The 18062-nt window shown below is 68.3% G+C and carries 17 protein-coding genes and 3 pseudogenes; 8 read left to right on the forward strand and 12 right to left on the reverse strand.

The genetic code is table 11. From position 1 onward, the window contains the following. The 3 genes and pseudogenes from GAK38_RS12990 to GAK38_RS13000 all read right to left on the reverse strand — a co-directional run. A pseudogene (locus GAK38_RS12990) lies at window positions 1-227 on the reverse strand (IS3 family transposase); the annotation flags it as partial. A gap of 11 nt (window positions 228-238) precedes the next feature. After that, on the reverse strand, window positions 239-532 hold the full coding sequence (locus tag GAK38_RS12995; protein WP_325342377.1) for a transposase: 294 nt from the start codon (window positions 530-532) through the stop codon (window positions 239-241). A 61-nt stretch (window positions 533-593) separates the two neighbouring features. Further along, complete coding sequence (locus tag GAK38_RS13000; protein WP_325344753.1) at window positions 594-2546, reverse strand: hypothetical protein; 1953 nt, start codon at window positions 2544-2546, stop codon at window positions 594-596. Between the two features lie 185 nt (window positions 2547-2731). On the opposite strand from GAK38_RS13000, the pseudogene GAK38_RS13005 reads away from it, so the two are divergent. Further along, window positions 2732-2866, forward strand: a pseudogene (locus tag GAK38_RS13005) (DUF4172 domain-containing protein); the annotation flags it as partial. 50 nt (window positions 2867-2916) lie between these two features. Here the strand turns inward: GAK38_RS13005 and GAK38_RS13010 are convergent. The 3 genes from GAK38_RS13010 to GAK38_RS23940 all read right to left on the reverse strand — a co-directional run bounded on the left by GAK38_RS13010 (window position 2917) and on the right by GAK38_RS23940 (window position 4024). Next, window positions 2917-3426: a GNAT family N-acetyltransferase gene (locus GAK38_RS13010; protein WP_325344755.1), complete on the reverse strand. Its 510-nt coding sequence runs from the start codon at window positions 3424-3426 to the stop codon at window positions 2917-2919. Further along, window positions 3423-3701, reverse strand: a complete 279-nt coding sequence (locus GAK38_RS13015) for a type II toxin-antitoxin system TacA family antitoxin (protein WP_325344757.1) — start codon at window positions 3699-3701, stop codon at window positions 3423-3425. Before GAK38_RS13015 ends, GAK38_RS13010 begins: the two co-directional genes overlap by 4 nt. A gap of 188 nt (window positions 3702-3889) precedes the next feature. Further along, window positions 3890-4024 carry a hypothetical protein gene (locus GAK38_RS23940; RefSeq protein WP_443089213.1) on the reverse strand — a complete coding sequence of 45 codons (135 nt, stop codon included), beginning with the start codon at window positions 4022-4024 and terminating at the stop codon, window positions 3890-3892. Between the two features lie 108 nt (window positions 4025-4132). Between GAK38_RS23940 and GAK38_RS13025 the strand changes: the two genes are divergently transcribed. Then, window positions 4133-4423, forward strand: a complete 291-nt coding sequence (locus GAK38_RS13025) for a YlcI/YnfO family protein (RefSeq protein WP_325344759.1) — start codon at window positions 4133-4135, stop codon at window positions 4421-4423. Between the two features lie 81 nt (window positions 4424-4504). After that, on the forward strand, window positions 4505-4723 hold the full coding sequence (locus GAK38_RS13030) for a type II toxin-antitoxin system RelE/ParE family toxin (RefSeq protein WP_325344761.1): 219 nt from the start codon (window positions 4505-4507) through the stop codon (window positions 4721-4723). 232 nt (window positions 4724-4955) lie between these two features. Here the strand turns inward: GAK38_RS13030 and GAK38_RS13035 are convergent. The 5 genes and pseudogenes from GAK38_RS13035 to GAK38_RS13055 form a co-directional block, all read right to left on the reverse strand. After that, window positions 4956-5336 (reverse strand): annotated as a pseudogene (locus GAK38_RS13035) (YebC/PmpR family DNA-binding transcriptional regulator); the annotation flags it as partial. Window positions 5337-5448: 112 nt separating this feature from the next. Then, on the reverse strand, window positions 5449-6405 hold the full coding sequence (locus GAK38_RS13040; RefSeq protein WP_325344763.1) for a sugar kinase: 957 nt from the start codon (window positions 6403-6405) through the stop codon (window positions 5449-5451). Continuing rightward, window positions 6398-7444 (reverse strand): Zn-dependent oxidoreductase, encoded by a 1047-nt coding sequence (locus GAK38_RS13045; RefSeq protein WP_325344765.1) that lies wholly within the window; start codon window positions 7442-7444, stop codon window positions 6398-6400. The genes GAK38_RS13040 and GAK38_RS13045 overlap by 8 nt, the downstream gene beginning before the upstream one ends. Window positions 7445-7483: 39 nt before the next feature. Then, on the reverse strand, window positions 7484-8692 hold the full coding sequence (gene manD, locus GAK38_RS13050; protein WP_325344767.1) for a D-mannonate dehydratase ManD: 1209 nt from the start codon (window positions 8690-8692) through the stop codon (window positions 7484-7486). Between the two features lie 15 nt (window positions 8693-8707). Next, entirely contained in the window at window positions 8708-9436 is a 729-nt protein-coding gene (locus tag GAK38_RS13055) for a GntR family transcriptional regulator (RefSeq protein WP_325344769.1), read from the reverse strand. A 134-nt stretch (window positions 9437-9570) separates the two neighbouring features. Between GAK38_RS13055 and GAK38_RS13060 the strand changes: the two genes are divergently transcribed. The 3 genes from GAK38_RS13060 to GAK38_RS13070 are packed head-to-tail and all read left to right on the forward strand — an operon-like array spanning window position 9571 to window position 14013. Continuing rightward, window positions 9571-11040: a mannitol dehydrogenase family protein gene (locus GAK38_RS13060; protein WP_325344771.1), complete on the forward strand. Its 1470-nt coding sequence runs from the start codon at window positions 9571-9573 to the stop codon at window positions 11038-11040. Between the two features lie 58 nt (window positions 11041-11098). Beyond that, window positions 11099-12112 (forward strand): TRAP transporter substrate-binding protein, encoded by a 1014-nt coding sequence (locus tag GAK38_RS13065; RefSeq protein WP_325344772.1) that lies wholly within the window; start codon window positions 11099-11101, stop codon window positions 12110-12112. Window positions 12113-12147: 35 nt separating this feature from the next. Beyond that, the gene (locus tag GAK38_RS13070) at window positions 12148-14013 is read left to right on the forward strand and encodes a TRAP transporter large permease (protein WP_325344774.1); all 1866 of its coding nucleotides are present in this window, start codon (window positions 12148-12150) and stop codon (window positions 14011-14013) included. A gap of 59 nt (window positions 14014-14072) precedes the next feature. On the opposite strand, the gene GAK38_RS13075 is transcribed toward GAK38_RS13070, so the two are convergent. Beyond that, complete coding sequence (locus GAK38_RS13075; RefSeq protein WP_325344776.1) at window positions 14073-14648, reverse strand: 5-formyltetrahydrofolate cyclo-ligase; 576 nt, start codon at window positions 14646-14648, stop codon at window positions 14073-14075. A gap of 9 nt (window positions 14649-14657) precedes the next feature. Here GAK38_RS13075 and GAK38_RS13080 point away from each other — a divergent pair, with 9 nt between their 5' ends. Continuing rightward, a complete protein-coding gene (locus GAK38_RS13080; RefSeq protein ID WP_325344778.1) occupies window positions 14658-16646 on the forward strand; it encodes a lytic transglycosylase domain-containing protein in 1989 nt (662 codons plus the stop codon). Window positions 16647-16780: 134 nt separating this feature from the next. Further along, on the forward strand, window positions 16781-17941 hold the full coding sequence (locus tag GAK38_RS13085; protein WP_325344780.1) for a peroxidase-related enzyme: 1161 nt from the start codon (window positions 16781-16783) through the stop codon (window positions 17939-17941). Window positions 17942-18062: the final 121 nt, after the last annotated feature.

An 18062-nucleotide genomic window follows, 5' to 3' on the forward strand; every position in this document is an offset into this window, starting at 1 on the left:
CTTTCGGCCACCTGACGACGGCTTACGCCCAGCCTGCGTGCTAGTCGCGGCGATCCTTCGCGGCCCTTGCGCAGAGTGAAGGTCTGTTCCACTTGCACATCCAGCGCCGTCCGAGCCTGGGTCCGTTGGGACGGCATACGCTTGCGCCAAGCATAGTAGCCGCTTGGAGACACCGACAGCACTCGGCACATCAGACGCACCCTGAATGTGCCTTCGTGCGCTTTCATCGTTGCGTACTTCACTTGGGCTGTTTGGCGAAGTACGCCGCCGCTTTTTTTAGGAAAGCGTTCTCCTCCTCCAGCCGCGCCACTTCACGTTTGAGCCGTGCATGTTCGGCCAACTCCAAGCGTTGTGCCTGATCGTCCTGGTCGTGCCGCCGCGCCTGGGCGCGCCAACTGTACAGCTGGGCAGGCTGCAACCCCAGATCACGAGCCACCGTGGTTACCCCTTCTGTGGCCGCTCGCAACAGTGCCTGCTGCCTGAACTCCAGGCTGAACTCCTGCCCCTTTCTGCTTGCCTTGCTCTTGGTCATCGTCCACCTCCTATTGCGATAGTTAATCGCTTATAGGGGTGTCCGTGAAACGGGGGCAAGATCAGATCCCGCAAAGCCTGGCTTGCATGCCATCCGCCGAGTTTCCCGCTACAAGCAAGCGCTCCCCGAGGGCGATTTCTTGGAAAGGTGCGGTGCGCCGTGGGATGCGCACCAGCCACCCCGAGGCGAAGAGAACTCTCTGGACCATCCAGGCCGGCAGGCCGGCTGCCCGGGCAGCAGATCCGACGCGTTCTTTAATTTCCTCAAATGGCAAGGTGGCCCGCTGCTGGAAGCGAGTAAGGAGCGCCTCGCTGAGCCATCTGAATACTTGCCGTCCCTGCTCCTCTATGCCTGCCATCGAAGGTGGTAAAAAGTCCAGCTCACAGCTGCGGCTCACAAGCTCTTCGGGCGAAAAGCGTGCGCGGTAGGCTTCGGGACGCGAGGACTCCAGGCCGCCGAGCACAGCGCCATGGGCATCGCAGAGCCAGGCCTGTGGATCGGGCAGCAATTTCGGGGGAGCAGCAGGTGCGGCTGGAAGCACGGAAATTTTGACCATAGCACCGGCAGAACCGGGCGCTCCGGCCAAGCGGTAGTCGCATGACGCGGTCACCGCCAACGTCGACAGATCAGCCGGTGGAATCCGGAAGCCTTCCCCATGCGCCTCTAGTTCGCCTCCCGCTATTGTTCGCCCGTTTGCGCCCACAAGCTCATATGACCCCCCGGTAGCACCTCGCAGCCGTACTTCCGGGCTAGCAGCTGGGTTTAGCAGGATCGCATCACCATACCGCGCGGCTTCAGCTATGCGCAGCCTGTCCGGCTGCCACCCCGGCATCAGAAAAGCCTGGGCGGAAGGAAGAAGCTCAAATGCGAGACGCTCAAGGCTAGCCCGGCTAATCCTTGGAATGAACAACGCGCTCCATCTGCCGGAACCCGTATCTGGCGCCCGCACAACGAGTCCCAGGTGGTGTGCGATAGCCTCGATAGGCCCCATCCGGGAGCGCAGCGCAATCAGCGCAACTGGCCCATCATCGTGATAGTCTCCATCGGAGCTCAAGCGGCCAAACCTATCGGAGAACAGCGGTAGGCAGCCTGCGCTTAGGGCACGCGACATCTGCAGCCGGGAAAAGTGGTTGTCTCTTGCTCCTAGCGAAATCAGTGGGCTTATTGATGCATCGAAGCCGTTCGTGCGCCAAATGTATGTATAGGGGCCCCGCGGGTGTTGGAGAGGGATAGCGCCCGACAAAGCCGCTGTGCGCGCTCCCCGGGAATCTGCCAGAACGGCAAGCTCCGGGGCCAAGGGGTCGGCAATGTCCAACTCTAAGCAGAAACGGCCGCTTGAATCGCTGGCCTTCTTCTCCAATGCAATACCAATGTCGCGCAGCGCTCCCCACAGGGGGCTATTGAAAGCATCTTCATTCTGCCCATTCGCGACAAGCTCATGGAATAGCAAAGCTTCTTCGCGGAACGGTTGGCTGAAATCGTTCAGGCTCGCAAATATGGCGTGCTCTGCGGCCCGAAATGCAGAGGCGCTGCTGATGCCGGTCTCCGCCACAAGCTGCCGCAGGCGCTTTTCATCGGCGAAAGTGGGGAAGGCAAGGCGCTTGGAATATCCGATGCGGCTTTCATTGCGGGGATCCGGAAGGATGAGCTTTCGGCAATCCCCTAGTGCTTTGCCGCGCCGCTCACACCAGCGCGCGAACTCCTGCCACATCCTGGGCAGTTCGACAAAGTCGAAAGAGGCGAGCTCCTCCATCCCGAGCATCGCTGCAAAACGGCGGCGCAACAGCCCCTCCCCGCTAGTGCTGTCGTCTCCGCTGGCAGCCAGGAGAGTTAGGTAGAGCGCAGCGAAACTGTGGGAAATCGCTGTGGCTTGGGTCAACGATATTGATGTCCGGCGGTAGAGCTGGCGGATATCTGAGGCATCTCGGCCAAAGGCTGCGATGAACTGCCGTTTTGCCGCTTCTAGTCCGGCCACGCCGGAGATCTTCTCCAGCAGCTGCCCTGTTGCATCCATACGGCACACACTCGTACCTGCCCTCTCAGGCTCTAGGAATATGGCCTTTACCAAAGCCTCGTTCCATTCTGAAAGCCGCATACAACAGACTCCGTTCGTGACACCGTCCATTGTGTATCAATAAGAAACCCGCCTACGAGATTGGCGCGTGGGCGGTCATCTGCTCGAGGCCGCTAGCGACAGCTTTGTGCTGCCCGAGAATCGGGCTAGAGGATGACTGGCCGGCTTGGCGCTACGACTTGCGTGCGCTGACCAAGCCCCTGACCGAGGTCAGCCGCGCCCAAGGCATGCTGCTCGGGCGTCTCGCCGACGCGGGGCTGGAGGGCGATACCGCTACCCCGAGGGATCGTTGGCGACTGCCGGCTCGCGCCTATGCCAGATCCTTGACTGGTGCCAGCGGGAGGAAAAGTGTTCTTTGGGCGCTTGGCATGGCAATGAATCCATGGTGCCGATAGAAGGATGCTGCGGCATCATCCTTCGCATCCACGACAAGGGCATAGGCAGCGATCTCCGCGCGGGCTGCCCGGCCCAACGCGTCGGCCAGCAGGGCTGCGCCCAGGCCCGCGCCCTTGAACGTCTTTGCGACAGCCAGCCTTCCCATCCGAACGACAGGCACGGATGGATAGCGCGGCAGTTTCTTTCCGGTGGCCGCCGGCAGGTCATGGAGCAGTACGCTGGACGATGCCAAGGTGTAGTAGCCCGCGATCCGCTGTGCATCGTCGCTGGTCACCGCCACGAAGCACGCGGTGACGCGGCGGCGGATGTCCTGGGTAGCCTGCTGCTGGAGGTAGCGGTTCAGTTCCGCAGAATCGCTATCGAAGCTGGCGCGGTCATGTGATGCATCCAGCAATGCCACATGAAACGGAACTGCCTTGCTCATTCAGAGCGCAGCAGCTTGCGACGGTGGGTAAATGCACGCTTGAGGGCCGGCGAGGCCTTGGGAGGAGAAAGCAGCGCCTGGGCGAAGCATTCCTGGTCTGCCAGCGACAGTCGGATCATTTCGGCTTGGGCGATGGCGTTCTGCGCGGCATCCTGCACCGCAGCAACCACGAAGTCGGTCATGGTGCGTCCCTGCAGTTCGGACGCGCGCTTGAGCATCGCATGCAGGTCAGTGCTGATGCGGGCTTCCAGGCGGGCAGTGGCGGGGGATGTCAAGGCGGTGCTCCTCTCAGATGGAGAGGCGATTGTACGGCAGATTGCCGGATTCAATCTGGCTATGCAGATGATGACCGACGAGCAGCAAGGGGCGATGCAACCCGCCACGGTTTCATCCGATCAGAGCGCCACACCACTCCCGCCTCTTGCTGGACTTTCTTCTCTCTGAACTCGTCAATATAGTCGGCTCATGTCTGCATCATCACGCGCCGTTCGGAAATGAACTCCGTGCGGTTGTAAGCCCGGCCCAGGCTGTCCTTCACGGTATGTGCGAGTTGTGCCTCGATGACGGTTTCCAGGATGTTGAGACGCTCCGCCAGCATCGTTCGCGCCGTGGCCCGGAATCCGTGCGTGCCCCGTTACTTCGTCAGCGGGGAAGCCCATCGCGCGCAGCGCGGCATTCATGTCATCAGTGTCGTCAGGACTTGCCCATGAAGCCAGCCATCCTTCCTCAAGTGCGCGTCGACCCTGAACTGCGTGCGAACCTGGAGTCCATGCTCCGCAAAGGCGAGACGTTGTCTGAGTTCATCGAAGACACGGTGCGCAGCGCTGTGGAGTACCGGCGCACACAAGCCGAGTTCTATGCCCGGGGCGAGGCTGCATGGCAAGAGTACTCGCGCACGGGCGTGGCTCATTCTGCTGATCAGGTCATCGGTGAGATGCGCGAGCGTCTCAAGATCAAGCGCCAGCAGTTGGGTATTCCGCCAGCGAAGGCGCGATGAGCTTTTGCCCCGCGAGCAAAAGCGGACCTCAGGCTCTTTCAGTACCTGCTCGACTGCGCCGAAACGGTCGAGGATCTGGATGTGGCGGAGCGGGCGATTGCGGCCACCGAGATCGCCGCTCAGGTGCACCTGTCCAGGACGCCATTCATCTATCGCAAGGCAGCGCATAACGATGGGCTGCGTCGTGAACTGGTCGTTCCATTCGGTGCCAGCGCCTACGTCCTTCTCTATGAGATCGCCGGTCCCGCAAAGGTCGTAGTGCTGGCCGTCAGGCATCAGTTGGAGCAGGACTATCACTAGCGGCGATGAAGGGAATTCCCAAGCCGCGTGCGCTGCGCTTTTTCGTCGGCACGTTGCGGTAGACCGTGATGCGTGCAGCGCGTATCCTGTCGCAATTCCGCGTACAAGACGCGCCCCAACTCCAGCCTCTAAAATAGCTTTCCGAGAGGCTTTCCCCAGATTGTTCCCTCGGCTAGCTATCAATTTTTCAAGAGGCTGCCCTCATGCTGGATGACCAATTTTTTGGGATTGGGTCCCAGGCGACCGAGCCCGAGGTGCTCAGCTGGCCCTTGCGGAACAGCACGCGCATCTCGGGCGCGGTGCGGTTGAGGTTGTCGGTCAGGCACTCGACCATCACCGGCACCTGGTGCGGGCCGTAGCCTTCGTACACCACGCGCTCGAAGTGAACCGCCTCGCCGGTCAGCCCCGCCCCCTTCTTGATGGCGCGCTCCAGCGTGTCCTTGGGCATCGAGACCTTGCGGGCCTGCTCCAGCACCAGGCGCAGCCGGGCGTTGGAGGCCGGGTCGGCGCCGCTGCGCGCGGCGACCATGATTTCCTTGGCGAGCTTGCCGAACAGCTTGCCGCGCGCGTCTGCCGCCGCGGCCTTGCCTTTGGCTTTCCATTGGGCGCCCATGGGTGTATTCCTTGTGAGGTGACGACGGTAAGGCAGCCACGCGGCACGAAGGCGCAGCGGGCCGGGAGGCGGTGGTTATATATCTTCCGGCCGGCGCCGCGGCCGGTCGCCGTCAGGCCGGCTGTTCTGCCAGCAGCTGCGCGCGGGTCGGCAGGCCGTCGCAGTCGCCGGGGAACTGCACCACCCGGGCGCCAATCCGGTTGCCGCGCGCGGCGGCTTCGGCGGGGTCCAGGCCTTCGAGCAGGGCGCTGATGACGCCGACGGCAAAGCCGTCGCCCGCACCCACCGTGTCGACCACGCGGGCCACCGGCACGCCGGCCACGGTGCCGGATGCACCCGCAGCCGTGGCGTAGTAGGCGCCCTGCGGCCCGAGCTTGACGACGACCAGCCTGGCGCCGCGCTCTAGGTAGAAGCCGGCGATGCCTTCGGCGCTGGGGGCGCCGGTCAGCAGCCGGCCCTCGGCCAGGCCCGGCAGCACCCAGTCGCTTTCGGCGGCCAGGGCGTGGAGCGTGTCGCGCATCGTCCGTTCGTCCGGCCACAGGCGCGGCCGCAGGTTGGGGTCGAACGACACGGTGCGGCCGGCCTGGCGCGCGGCGCGGGCCATAGTGAAGACCAGCTCGCGCAGCGATGCCGACACGCCGGGGCTGATGCCGGTCAGGTGCAGGTGCCGTGCATTGGCACAGGCACCGGCCGGCAGGTCGGCCAGCCCCAGGTGGCTGGCGGCCGAGCCCTTGCGGTAGTACTCGATCGCCGGGTCGCTGCCGTCGGTGGTCAGCGACTTGAGCATGAAGCCGGTGGGATGCTGGCCATCGGTGCGCACGTGGCGCGTGTCGATGCCCTCGGCCTCCATGCAGGCGCGCAGGTGCCGGCCGAAGCTGTCGTCGCCGAGGCGGCTGAGGTAGGCCGCCTTCAGGCCGAGCCGCGCCAGGCCCACGGCCACGTTCAGCTCGGCGCCGGCGGTGGCGCGGGCGAACGCGGGCACGGCCTCCAGCGGGCCGGGCTGCTGCGCGATCAGCAAGGCCATGGCCTCGCCGACGGTCAGCACATCGGGCGCGCCGGTCTCAGGCATCGACGGCCTGGTCGAAGCCGAAGTCCAGCAGCACCTTGCAGCTGTAGCGCGGATTGCGCTCGGCCAGCTCGAAGGCTTCGTTCACGTTCCGGAAGTCGACCTGGTGCGTGATGATGTGCTGGGGCTGCACCAGGCCGCGGCTGATCCAGTCGATCACGGTCGGAAACATGGCGCAGTTCAGGCGCGAGGCATGCAGCGACAGCTCCTTCTTGGTCAGCTCCTGCTGCGGAATGGCCGACGGCGTGGGCGAGAAGCCCAGAATGCCGATGCGGCCGGCCGGCGCGGCGATGCGCACGGCCTCTTCCAGGATGCTCGGGTGGCAGACGGCGTCGTAGATCAGCGTCGGGCCGCCGGTCACGCCGCGCGCCTTGAGCGCGTCCTCGATGGAAATGTCGGTCGTGTTGATGACCTCGTCCTCCTCGGCGCCGCAGGTGCGGGCCAGGGCCAGGCGTTCCTCCAGCCGGTCGGTGATGTAGGCCTTGATGCCGTAAACCTTCTTGAGCACCTGCAGCAGGTTCAGTCCGACCGGGCCGGCGCCGTAGATCAGCGCGATGTCTTCCTTGAGCACGCCGGTGCGGTGCGTCACGTTGGCCGCCACGGCGAAGGGCTCGATGATCGAGGCGCAGGTGGCGCTGACGTTGTCCGGGATGCGGTAGGCATTCTCGGCCGGGGCGCAGACGTACTGGCTGAAGCCGCCCTGGCGGTGCACGCCGAGCACGCTCAGGTTGCTGCAGACGTTGCGCCGGCCGATGCGGCAGGCGTGGCACTGGCCGCAGCTGACCACCGGGTCGACGCTGACGCGCTCGCCGATGCGGCTGGCCGGCACGCCTTCGCCGACCGCGTCAATGCGGCCAAAGAACTCGTGGCCGATCACGCGCGGGTAGGAGACGAAGGGGTTCTGGCCGTGGTAGATGTGCAGGTCGGAGCCGCAGATGCCGGCAAAGCGCACCCGCACACGCACCTCGCCAGCGGCGGGTTCGGGCATGGGAAGCTCGCGTACGGCGAGGCTGTTCGGTTCGTCGACGACGATACTCAGCATGGGTCGGTTCTTTCGAGGGGGGCGGGGGAAGGGGGCGGATCACCAGTTCCACATGGCGCCGTCGCGCAGTCGGGCGACGGGCAGGTAGGCGCGTTCGTAGGGGTACTTGGCGGCGAGTTCCTCGTCGATGTCCACGCCCAGGCCCGGCACCTCGTCCATCACCAGGTAGCCGTCTTCGTAGCGGTAGTTGTGCGGGAAGACCTCGTTGGTCAGGCCGTTGTGCGGCATCAGCTCCTGCACGCCGAAGTTGGGCACCCACAGGCCGAAGTTGACGGCGGCCGCCATGGTCACGGGCGACAGGTCGGTGGCGCCGTGGAAGCCGGTGCGCACGTTGTAGAGCGCGGCGAAGTCGGCGATGCGGCGCAGGTGGGTGATGCCGCCGGCATGCACGATGGTCGAGCGGATGTAGTCGATCAGCTGCTCGCGGATCAGGTCCTTGCAGTCCCAGATCGAGTTGAAGATCTCGCCCACGGCCAGCGGGGTCGTGGTCTTCTCGCGGATGAGGCGGAAGCTCTCTTGGTTGTCGGCCGGCGTCGGGTCTTCCACCCAGAACAGGCGGTGCGGCTCCAGGTCCTGGCAGAGGCGGGCGGCCTCGATCGGCGTGAGGCGGTGGTGCGCGTCGTGCAGCAAATGCACGTCGTGGCCCACGGCGTCGCGCACCTTGCGGAACAGCTCGGGCGTGTGGCGCAGGTAGAGCGGCGTCTCCCAGCTCTCCTCGGGCGGCAGGCCCTTCTGGGCCGGCTCGTAGAAGCCCTTGGCCTGGCCCACACCGTAGACCTTGTCCATGCCGGGCACGCCCGACTGCACGCGGATGGCCTTGTAGCCTTCCTCCACGTGCTGGCGCACGGCATCGACGGCCTCTTCCTGGTCGCGGCCGTTGGCATGGCCGTAGACCATCACGCCGGCGCGGCTCTTGCCGCCCAGCAGGCGGTAGACCGGCATGTTGGCCAGCTTGCCGAGGACGTCCCACAGCGCCATGTCGATCGCCGCGATGGCGGTCATCGTCACCGGCCCGCGCCGCCAGTAGGCGCCGCGGTAGAGGTATTGCCAGATGTCCTCGATGTTGCGCGGGTCCTTGCCGACCAGGCAGGGGAAGACATGGTCTTCGAGGTAGCTGCGCACGGACAGCTCGCGTCCGTTGAGGGTGGCGTCGCCGAGGCCGTAGACGCCTTCGTCGGTGGTGATCTTCACCGTGACGAAGTTGCGGCCCGGGCAGGCGACGATGGTCTGGAGGCGTTCGATCTTCAAGGCTGTGGGGTCGATCTAGTCGACGAAATGTTCCGGGGCGCGCTGCCGCACCTCCGGCAGGTGGCGGCCGACACGATCGATGTGTCCGGCCACGGCGGCGCCCAGGCGGCCGACGTCGCGCGCGGCCATCAGGGCGAGGATCTGTTCGTGCTCCACCAGGGCACGCTGGGCATGGTCGGCCACGCCGTCGAGCAGCAGCCAGCGCACCCGGTCGAACTGCAGCTTCATCGGCTGCAGCATGGCCCACACATGGGCCCGGCCGGCAAATTCGAAGAGCCGGCGGTGCATCCATTCGTCGAGCCGGAAGAACTCGCCGACGTCGCCCGCGGCCACCGCCTGACGCTGCTGCGCCACGATGTCGCTGAACTCGTCCAGCTGCTCGGGCGTGATGGTCTGGGCCAGCTGCACATGGCTCGCGCATTCGAGCGTGCTGCGGGCGAAGCGGCCCTCGTCGAGCAGCGACAGCGAGATCGGCGCGACCAGCGTGCCGACCTTGCGCTGGATGATGACCATCTGCTCGTCGGCCAACTGCACCAGGGCCTCGCGCACCGGCGTGCGGCTGACGTCGAGCGTCGTGGCGATGGCAGCCTCGGACAGCTGGGTGCGCGGCGCCAGCGTGCCGCGCACGATGGCGTCCCGCAGGAAGCCGTGCACCTGCTGGGTGTAGGAGCGCTCCGGATCGAGCTGAAAGCCCTGCAGGGCGCTCAACAGTTCGGCATCGGGAGCGACAGGGGTCTTGCTCATAGCTCTCTCTTAACTACCATGGTAGTTTGACTTGATTGTGACTGCAATCGCGGGTTTCTACTTAACATTCAACCCATAGAGGCCGCCTAGACTCCGCAAACTGCCATGGTACCATGGTAGATGCAGAGACCAATGTGACCCGACTGACGAATTCTTCCGCAGCCCGCCTCCCGGCGTCCGTGCGGCGCCCCGCCTACGACCGGGCCGCCGTGCGGCCCGGCATCGTGCACCTGGGCCTGGGCGCCTTCCACCGAGCCCACCAGGCGCTCTACACCGAGCAGGTGCTGGCCGGCGGCGACCTGCGCTGGGGCATCGTCGGCGTGCACCTGCGCGGCCGCCGCCTGGCTGATGCGCTGGCGGCGCAGGACCACCTCTACACCATTACCGAGCAGCATGCGGAACAGTCCGACAGCCGGCTGGTCGGCGCCATCCAGGCCGCGCTGTTCGCGCCGGAGGCCCTGGAGAAGGTGCTTGGCGCCATCGCCGATCCGCAGGTTCACGTCGTGACCAGCACCGTCACCGAGAAGGGCTACAGCCTGCTGCCGGCCACCGGCGAGCTCGACCTGTCCGACGCCGACCTGGCTCACGACCTGCAGCAGCCGCAGGCACCGCGCAGCACGCTGGGCGTGCTGGCCGCCGGCCTGCTGCGGCGCGACCCGGGCGCACCGCTCACCGTGGTGTGCTGTGACAACATGGCGGCCAACGGCCCCACGCTGCGCCGGTTGCTGGGCGCCTATGCCGAGCGCGCCTGCCCGGCGCTGCTGCCACGGTTGTCCGACGGCAGCATTGCCTTCCCGAGCACCATGGTCGACCGCATCGTGCCGGCGGCCACCGAGGCATCGCTGGCCGCCGCCGAGGCCCGCCTGGGCCTGCGCGACGAGCTGGCCATCGCCTGCGAGCCCTTCACCCAGTGGGTGATCGAAAACGCGTTCGCCGGCCCGCGCCCGGCCTGGGAGCAGGCCGGCGCGCTGTTCACCAGCGACGTGCGGCCGTTCCAGGAGATGAAGCTGCGCCTGCTCAACGGCAGCCACTCGGCCATCGCCTACCTCGGCCAGCTGCGCGGCCGCGAGACCGTGGCCGGGGCCATGGCCGATCCCGTCATCCGCCATGCGGTACGCGCCATCCTGTTCGACGAGCTGCTGCCCACCGTCGCGGTGCCGGCCGGCTTCGACGTGCGTGCCTATGGCGAGCAGCTGATTCACCGCTTCGACAACCCCGCGCTGGCGCACCGCACCGCGCAGATCGCCATGGACGGTACCCAGAAGGTCGCCGTGCGCTGGTTGCCCGCACTGCGCGAGCGGCTGGCCCAGGGCCGGCCGGCGCCGAGGCTGGAGCGCGCGCTCGCCGCCTGGCTGCACACGCTGCGCCAGGCCCAGGGCGATGCCGGCCAGCCGCTAGCGCTCGGCGACCCGGGCGCGCCGCCGCTGGTGGCGCTGCTGCGCGCGGCCGCCAGCACCCGCGCCGCGGCCGATGCCGCACTCGGCTATGCGCCGGTGTTCGGCACCGCGCCCTGGCCGGCATGCCTCGCGGCCCGGCTGGCCGCGCACCTCGACACCCTGGCCGCCCAGGGTACCGACGGCCTGCTGGCATCGGTGGCCGCCTGAGACCAACCCCTTCTCACCCCCCTGGCGCAGTGCGCCCATTCCACGGAGACCTGACCCCATGGCCCTCACCCGCAGACAATTCGGCAGCCTCACCGCCTCGTTCGGCCTGGGCGCCACGGGCGTCCTGCCGGCCCGCGCACAGGGCACGCAGATCGTGCTGAAGTATGGCACGGCCTTCCCGGCCGACCATCCGGGCGCCGTACGCATCAAGGAAGCGGCCGACGCGATCAAGAAGGAGTCGGGCGGCAAGGTCGACCTGCAGGTCTACCCCAACAGCCAGCTCGGCAGCGAGCCCGACATGGTGTCGCAGACGCGCGCCGGCGCGATGGACCTGATGTCCACCGCGGGCACCAACCTGCAGACCCTGGTGCCGGTGGCCGGCATCAACGGCGTGGCCTTCGCCTTCAAGGACTACGCGGCCGTTTGGGCCGCCATGGACGGCGAGCTTGGCGGCCATGTGCGCGCCGCGCTGGCCAAGGTCGGCCTGCAGGCCTACGACAAGGTGCTGGACAACGGTTACCGCAACATCACCTCGGCCGGCAAGGCCATCGCCACGCCGGCCGACCTCAAGGGGTTCAAGATCCGTGTGCCCGGCATCCCGATGTGGCTGTCGATGTTCAAGGCCCTGGGCGCCGCGCCCACGTCCATTCCGTTCGGCGAGCTCTACACCGCGCTGCAGACCAAGGTGGTCGATGGCCAGGAGAACCCGCTCGCGCTGATCCAGAGCGCCAAGCTCTACGAAGTGCAGAAGTACTGCTCGCTGACCGCCCACACCTGGGACGGTCACTTCATCTTCGGCAATGCCAAGAAGCTGCGCGCCCTGCCCAAGGAAGTGCAGGACCTGCTCGCCACCCATCTCCAGGCCGCCGCGCTCAAGCAGCGCGAGGACATCGCTCGCCTGAACCGCGACGCCGAGAGCACGCTGGCCAAGGCCGGCGTGGTCTTCAACCGCCCGGACACGGCGCCTTTTCGCGAGCTGCTGCGCTCGGCCGGCTTCTACACCGAGTGGAAGGGCAAGTTCGGCGACGAGGCCTGGGCCAAGCTCGAGAAATACGCCGGCCGCCTGGCCTGAGCGGCAGGCGAGGGAAGACGATGGACGCGACGCGCATGCATCCCACCACCACGCCGTCGGCCGACGGCGCAGGCCGCGGCTGGCTGGGCCGCATCGACGGCCTGGTCGGTTGGCTCAGCGAGGCGCCGGCCGCCGCGCTGGTGCTGGCCGAGGTGCTCATCCTCGGCGGCGGGGCGCTGTCGCGCTACGCGCTGCATGCGCCGCTGCCGTGGTCCGACGAGCTGGCGAGCCTGCTGTTCGTCTGGCTGGCCATGCTGGGCGCGGTGATCGCGCTGCGCCGCGGCAGCCACATGGCGCTGACCACCTTCGTCAAGAACCTCTCGCCGCAGCGCCGGGCCTGGCTCGACGCGCTGGGCATGTTCCTGGTGCTGAGCTTCCTGGCGCTGCTCGTGCATCCGTCGTGGGAGCGCTTCGCCGACGACCTCGAAGTGCAGATGCCGATGCTGGAGATCAGCGAGGGCTGGCGCAACGCGTCGGTGCTGGTCGGCACGGTGCTGATGCTGGTGTCGGTGGTCTGCCGCCTGCTGCAGCGCGCCACGCCGGCGCAGATCCTGCAGACCGGCGCGCTGGTCGCCGCCGTCGGCCTGGGCCTGTGGTTCTCGGGCGCGCCGCTGGCCGCCATGGGCCATGCCAACCTGGTCGTGTTCTTCGTCGTGCTGCTGATGGGCTGCATCTGCATCGGTGTGCCGATCGCCTTCGCCTTCGGCTTGGCCACGCTGTCGTACATCGCCTTCACCACCAGCACGCCGTTGCTGATCGTGCCCAACCGCATGCAGGAAGGCATGTCGCACCTGATCCTGCTGGCGGTGCCGCTGTTCGTCTTCCTCGGCGCGCTGATCGAGATGACCGGCCTGGCCAAGGCCATGATCGACTTCCTCGTGAGCCTGATCGGCCACGTCCGCGGCGGCCTGCAGTACGTGCTGCTGGGCGCGATGTACCTGGTGTCCGGCATCTCCGGCGCCAAGGCGGCCGACATGGCCGCGGTGGCGCCCGCACTGTTTCCCGAGATGCGCCAGCGCGGCACCAAGGATGGCGACCTGATCGGGTTGCTGTCGGCCTCGGGGGCGATGTCCGAAACCATTCCGCCCTCAATCGTGCTGATCACCATCGGCTCGGTCACCGGCGTGTCGATCACTGCGCTCTTCATCGGCGGGTTGATGCCGGCCGTCATCGGCATGCTGGCCATGGCCGTCGTGGTCTGGTGGCAGACCCGCGGCGAGGACATGAGCGGCGCGCGCCGCGCCAGCAAGAAGGAAGTCGGCAAGCTGTTCCTGATCGCATTGCCCGCGCTGGCGCTGCCCTTCATCATTCGCACCGCCGTCGTCGAGGGTGTGGCCACGGCGACCGAGGTGTCGACCATCGGCATCTTCTACACGGTACTGGCCGGGCTCTTCATCTACCGCCGCTTCAACTGGAAGGCGCTGTACCCGATGCTGCTGGACACGGCCTCGCTGTCGGGCGCCATCCTGCTGATCGTGGGCTGCGCCACCGCCATGGCCTGGGCGCTCACCCAGAGCGGCTTCTCGCAGGACCTGGTGCAGCTGCTGACGCACGTGCCGGGCGGCAAGGTCGGCTTCCTCGTGCTCTCGGCGCTGGCCTTCATCGTGCTGGGCAGCCTGCTCGAAGGCATTCCGGCGATCGTGCTGTTCGGCCCGCTGCTGTTCCCGATCGCGCGCATGGTCGGCGTGCACGAGGTGCACTATGCCATCGTCGTCGTGTTCTCGATGGGCCTGGGCCTGTTCGCGCCGCCCTTCGGCGTGGGCTTCTATGCCGCCTGTGCCATCGGCCGCGTCTCGCCCGACGTGGCCATCGGCCGGGTCTGGCCGCACTTGGCGGCGCTGTTCGTCGCGCTGCTGGTCATGATCGCCGTGCCCTGGGTGTCGATCGGCTTCCTGGGCTGACGCAACCCGCGATGGAAAAAGCCCCGCCCGGGACGGCCGATGCCGCCCGGGCGGGTTTTTTACTTCAGCGGCCAGACGACGCCGTTGTCGTTGAGGATCGCGTCGAGCGGAATGTCGTGCGCCTCCGGCTCCAGGTCCGGCAAAAAGCCCACCGTGTAGCCCAGCCCGACCGAGGTCGGCTTCGGCTCCAGCGCCGCCAGCGTGCGGTCGTAGAAGCCGCCGCCGTAGCCCAGCCGCCAGCCGCCGGGGCCGTAGCCCACGCAGGGCACGAACAGCAGCGTCGGCACCACCAGTTCGGTGTCCTTGGGCTTGGGGATGCCGTAGGCGTCCTCCTCCATCGGGCAGCCGGGGTACCAGGCGTGGAAGGTCAGCGTCCTGGTGACCTTGTCGATCACCGGCAGACCGATGCGGCGGCGCTGGGGCTGGTCGAGCAGCTCGCCGTCCTCCTTCCAGCGGTGCAGCGCGGGCAGCGGGTCGAACTCTCCCTTGATCGGCCAGTAGGCGCCGATCACCACGTCGGGCCGGCCGACGAGCCAGATGCGCATCACGCGCTGGAGCTGTTCGGCGCGCTGCAGCCGGTCGGGCAGGTCGAGCCGTTGCTGAATGAGTGCCTGCCGGAGCGCCCTTTTGTCCATAATTTCCCCATGCTGCGATATCTCTTGAAGATTCTGACACCGCTGGTGGCCTCGGCCATGCTCGTGGGCGCTACGCCCGCGGCGCTGGCGCAGGGTGTGGGCGACGACGTGCTGCTCGACATGCAGCAGGCTTTCCGCAAGGGCGACAAGCGGCGGCTGTCCGCCCTGCTGCCGGCCGTGCGCGGCCACGTGCTGGAACCCTGGGCCGCCTACTGGGAGCTGCGCGCCCGCCTCAACGAGGCCCAGCCGCAGGAAGTGGCCGACTTCCTCGCCCGCTACGCCGGCACCTACCAGGAGGACCGCCTGCGCAACGACTGGCTGCTGCTGCTGGGCGCGCGGCGCGACTGGGCGTCGTTCGCCGCGCTGCATCCGCAGTTCCGCATGAACGACGACCGCGAGGTGCGCTGCCACGCGCTGACCATCGCCCAGATCGAAGGCACCTCCACCCAGGACGCCCCGGCCGAGCTGCTGCGCAACTGGTATGCGCTGCGCGACGCCGACGACGGCTGCAGCTATGCCGCCGGCCAGTTCTACACGGCCGGCCGGCTGGAGCCCGACGACATCTGGCGCAAGGCCCGCCTGGCGATGGACGCCAACCGCCCGGGCGCCGCCCGCCGCGCGGTCGAGATCGTCGCGCCCGATGCGCTGCCGCAGTTCGCCGCGCTGGCCGACAGCCCGGCGAAGTTCCTGGCCAGCCGGGCCACGGCGCTCGGCAAGCTGCGCAAGGAACTGGTCGTGCTGGCGCTGGGCCGCATGGCCGCGAACGATCCCGACACCGCCGCCAGCCTGCTCGACAGCAAGTGGGCGCCGCAGCTCACCCGCGAGGAGCGCAACTGGCTCTGGGGCGCCATCGGCCGGCAGTCGGCCCAGAAGCTCTCGCCCGAGGCCGCGGGCTACTTTGCCCGCGTGACGCGCGACGCCGACCTGACCGACGACATGCTCGCCTGGAAGACGCGCGCCGCCCTGCGCGCCGGCGACTGGAAGAGCGTGCTCTCGGCCACCCGGGCCATGAGTGCCGAGGCCCGCCAGGATCCGGCCTGGACCTACTGGCAGGCGCGCGCACTGCTGGCCGGCCGACCCACGGAGTCGGCGCGCGCCGAGGCGGGCCAGCTGCTGGCCGGCATCGCCGGCTTCCGCGGTTTCTACGAGCAGCTCGCGCTGGAGGATCTGGGCCAGCGCATCACCCTGCCGCCGCGGCCCGAGCCGGCCACCGCCGCCGAGCTGGAGGCCGCCCGGCGCAACCCCGGCCTGCAGCGCGCGCTCTACGCCATCCGCATCGGCCTGCGCAGCGAAGGCGTGCGCGAGTGGAACTACACGACCAACCTGCACGACAAGGGCGGCATGGCCGACCGGGAGCTGCTGGCCGCGGCCGAGCTGGCCTGCCGCCAGCAGGTGTGGGACCGCTGCATCAACACCAGCGACCGCACCCGCGACATCGTCGACGTGGAGCAGCGCTTTCCGATGCCGTTCCACGACGCGGTGCTGCGCCGCGCGGGCGACATCGGCATCGACCCGGCCTATGTCTACGGCCTGATCCGGCAGGAGAGCCGTTTCGTCATGGACGCGCGCTCGGGCGTCGGCGCCTCGGGGCTCATGCAGGTCATGCCGGCTACCGCGCGCTGGACGGCCAGGAGGATCGGCCTGGCCGGCTTCTCGCCCGAGCAGATCACCGACCGCGACACCAACATCGTCATCGGCGCCGCCTACCTGAAGCTCGCGCTCGACGACTTCGACGGCTCGATGGCGCTGGCCGCCGCGGCCTACAACGCCGGCCCGGGCCTCCCGCGCGTCTGGCGCAACGGCCCGGTGCTCGACGCCGCGATCTGGGCCGAGAACGTGCCGTTCGCCGAGACGCGCGACTATGTCAAGAAGGTGTTGTCCAACACGGTGAACTACGCCGCGCTGATCAGCGGGCAGCCGCAGTCGCTGCGCGCGCGGCTCGGCACGGTGGGGCCGCGCGACGCGGCCCGGCCGGAGCCGAATCGCGACCTGCCCTGAGCGGCAGCCGACACCAAGCCTGAACGATTTCGGGTCCATGCCCGGGAGCCCGGCGGCGCCCCCCGCACGGCGGCTGCTATCCACCCGCTGCGCCGGTCGGCCCGCCCGCGCTCGCGCGGCGCGAGAATCCGCGCATGACCGCAGCATCGTCCATCCCCTCCGGCGCCGCCGACGGCGCGACGCCCGCCCTCGACACCCTCGACCAGCTCGCCGGCCTCGCGGCCGGCAGCCCGGCCCACGCGGCGCGCCACCAGCGCGCCAAGGTCGCCGCGGCGACCGAAGCCTGCCAGCAGCTGTTCTTCGGCCCCGGCGCGGCGGCCGGCAGCGGCCCGACGCCGGCCGAGCGGCTGCTGGTCGCCAGCGACAGCGCCGAGCGCCTCGGCCTGCCGCGCGCCGCGGCCCACAACCTCGCGCTCTATGCCGCGCAGGAGCCGGTGGCCGAAGGCCCGCGCCGCAGTGCCATCCTCGGTTTCGCGCGCGCCCTGGCCGACGCGCCGGCCCGCGCCGACCGCAGCGCGCTCGCGCCCCTGCAGGACGCCGCCGGCCTCACCGTGCCCGACGCGGTGCTGCTGGCCCAGCTGATCGGCTACCTGGCCTGCCAGCTGCGCACGGCGGCGGCATGGCAGGCGCTCGGCGCCGCCGGCCCCGGCCGGGCCGCGCCGGCCGCGGCCGAGCCCGAGGCGCCGTTCGTGCACCCGGCCCACCTGCCGCCGCCGGGCCAGGTGCTGGAGCGCAACGGCTTCACCAATGCCACGCTGGGCTGGACCGCCTGGCTGCCGGTGGTCGATCCGGCCACGGCCACGCCCGAGCAGCTCGCCGTGCTCGACGCCAGCCATCCGAAGGCCCGCACGTCCGACTTCTACCTGCTGCTGGCGCACCAGCCGGCCGTGCTGGCCCAGCGCTCGCAGGCCTTCAACGCAATCATGTATGCGCCGGGCGGCCTGCCGCGCGCCGAGCGCGCGCTGGTCGGCACGGCGGTGTCGGTGGTCAACCGCTGCGTTTTCTGCGCCGCGGTCCACGCCCAGCGCTATGAGCAGCTCACCGGCCGCAACGCCGTCATCGCGCAGCTGTTCGACGACGTGGACACGGCCGGCACCGACGCCCGCGAGCGCGCCATCGTCCAGGCCGCCGCCGCGCTGACCCGCGCGCCTAGCGCGTTCGGCGCCGACGCGATCCACGCGCTGCGCCACGCCGGCCTGGGCGACCTCGAAGCGCTCGACGCGCTGCACGCGGCAGCCCTGTTCGCTTGGGCCAACCGGCTGATACTCAACCTCGGCGAGCCGCATGGCGTCTGACCATATACCCCGTAGGATACAATCGGTGAGCGCGCATGAATGGCGTGGTAGAAGATCATACCCCCGGCCCCGCTCTTCGGCTGCGGCATGATTTCGCCCAGCCTTCGCAGGGGCAAGCCCG

Origin of the sequence: Xylophilus sp., from assembly GCA_009914555.1 — a bacterium.
Lineage (GTDB): Bacteria > Pseudomonadota > Gammaproteobacteria > Burkholderiales > Burkholderiaceae_C > WNDY01.

Bases quoted from the DNA above. Each gene is read 5' to 3' on its own strand.
- GAK38_RS13045 (WP_325344765.1), bottom strand. From the start codon at position 7,444: ATGCTGAGTATCGTCGTCGACGAACCGAACAGCCTCGCCGTACGCGAG.
- GAK38_RS13010 (WP_325344755.1), bottom strand. From the start codon at position 3,426: ATGAGCAAGGCAGTTCCGTTTCATGTGGCATTGCTGGATGCATCACAT.
- GAK38_RS13065 (WP_325344772.1), top strand. From the start codon at position 11,099: ATGGCCCTCACCCGCAGACAATTCGGCAGCCTCACCGCCTCGTTCGGC.
- GAK38_RS12995 (WP_325342377.1), bottom strand. From the start codon at position 532: ATGACCAAGAGCAAGGCAAGCAGAAAGGGGCAGGAGTTCAGCCTGGAG.
- GAK38_RS13080 (WP_325344778.1), top strand. From the start codon at position 14,658: ATGCTGCGATATCTCTTGAAGATTCTGACACCGCTGGTGGCCTCGGCC.
- GAK38_RS13085 (WP_325344780.1), top strand. From the start codon at position 16,781: ATGACCGCAGCATCGTCCATCCCCTCCGGCGCCGCCGACGGCGCGACG.
- GAK38_RS13075 (WP_325344776.1), bottom strand. From the start codon at position 14,648: ATGGACAAAAGGGCGCTCCGGCAGGCACTCATTCAGCAACGGCTCGAC.
- GAK38_RS13040 (WP_325344763.1), bottom strand. From the start codon at position 6,405: ATGCCTGAGACCGGCGCGCCCGATGTGCTGACCGTCGGCGAGGCCATG.
- GAK38_RS13070 (WP_325344774.1), top strand. From the start codon at position 12,148: ATGCATCCCACCACCACGCCGTCGGCCGACGGCGCAGGCCGCGGCTGG.
- GAK38_RS13000 (WP_325344753.1), bottom strand. From the start codon at position 2,546: ATGGATGCAACAGGGCAGCTGCTGGAGAAGATCTCCGGCGTGGCCGGA.
- GAK38_RS13025 (WP_325344759.1), top strand. From the start codon at position 4,133: ATGAAGCCAGCCATCCTTCCTCAAGTGCGCGTCGACCCTGAACTGCGT.
- GAK38_RS23940 (WP_443089213.1), bottom strand. From the start codon at position 4,024: ATGCTGGCGGAGCGTCTCAACATCCTGGAAACCGTCATCGAGGCACAA.
- GAK38_RS13055 (WP_325344769.1), bottom strand. From the start codon at position 9,436: ATGAGCAAGACCCCTGTCGCTCCCGATGCCGAACTGTTGAGCGCCCTG.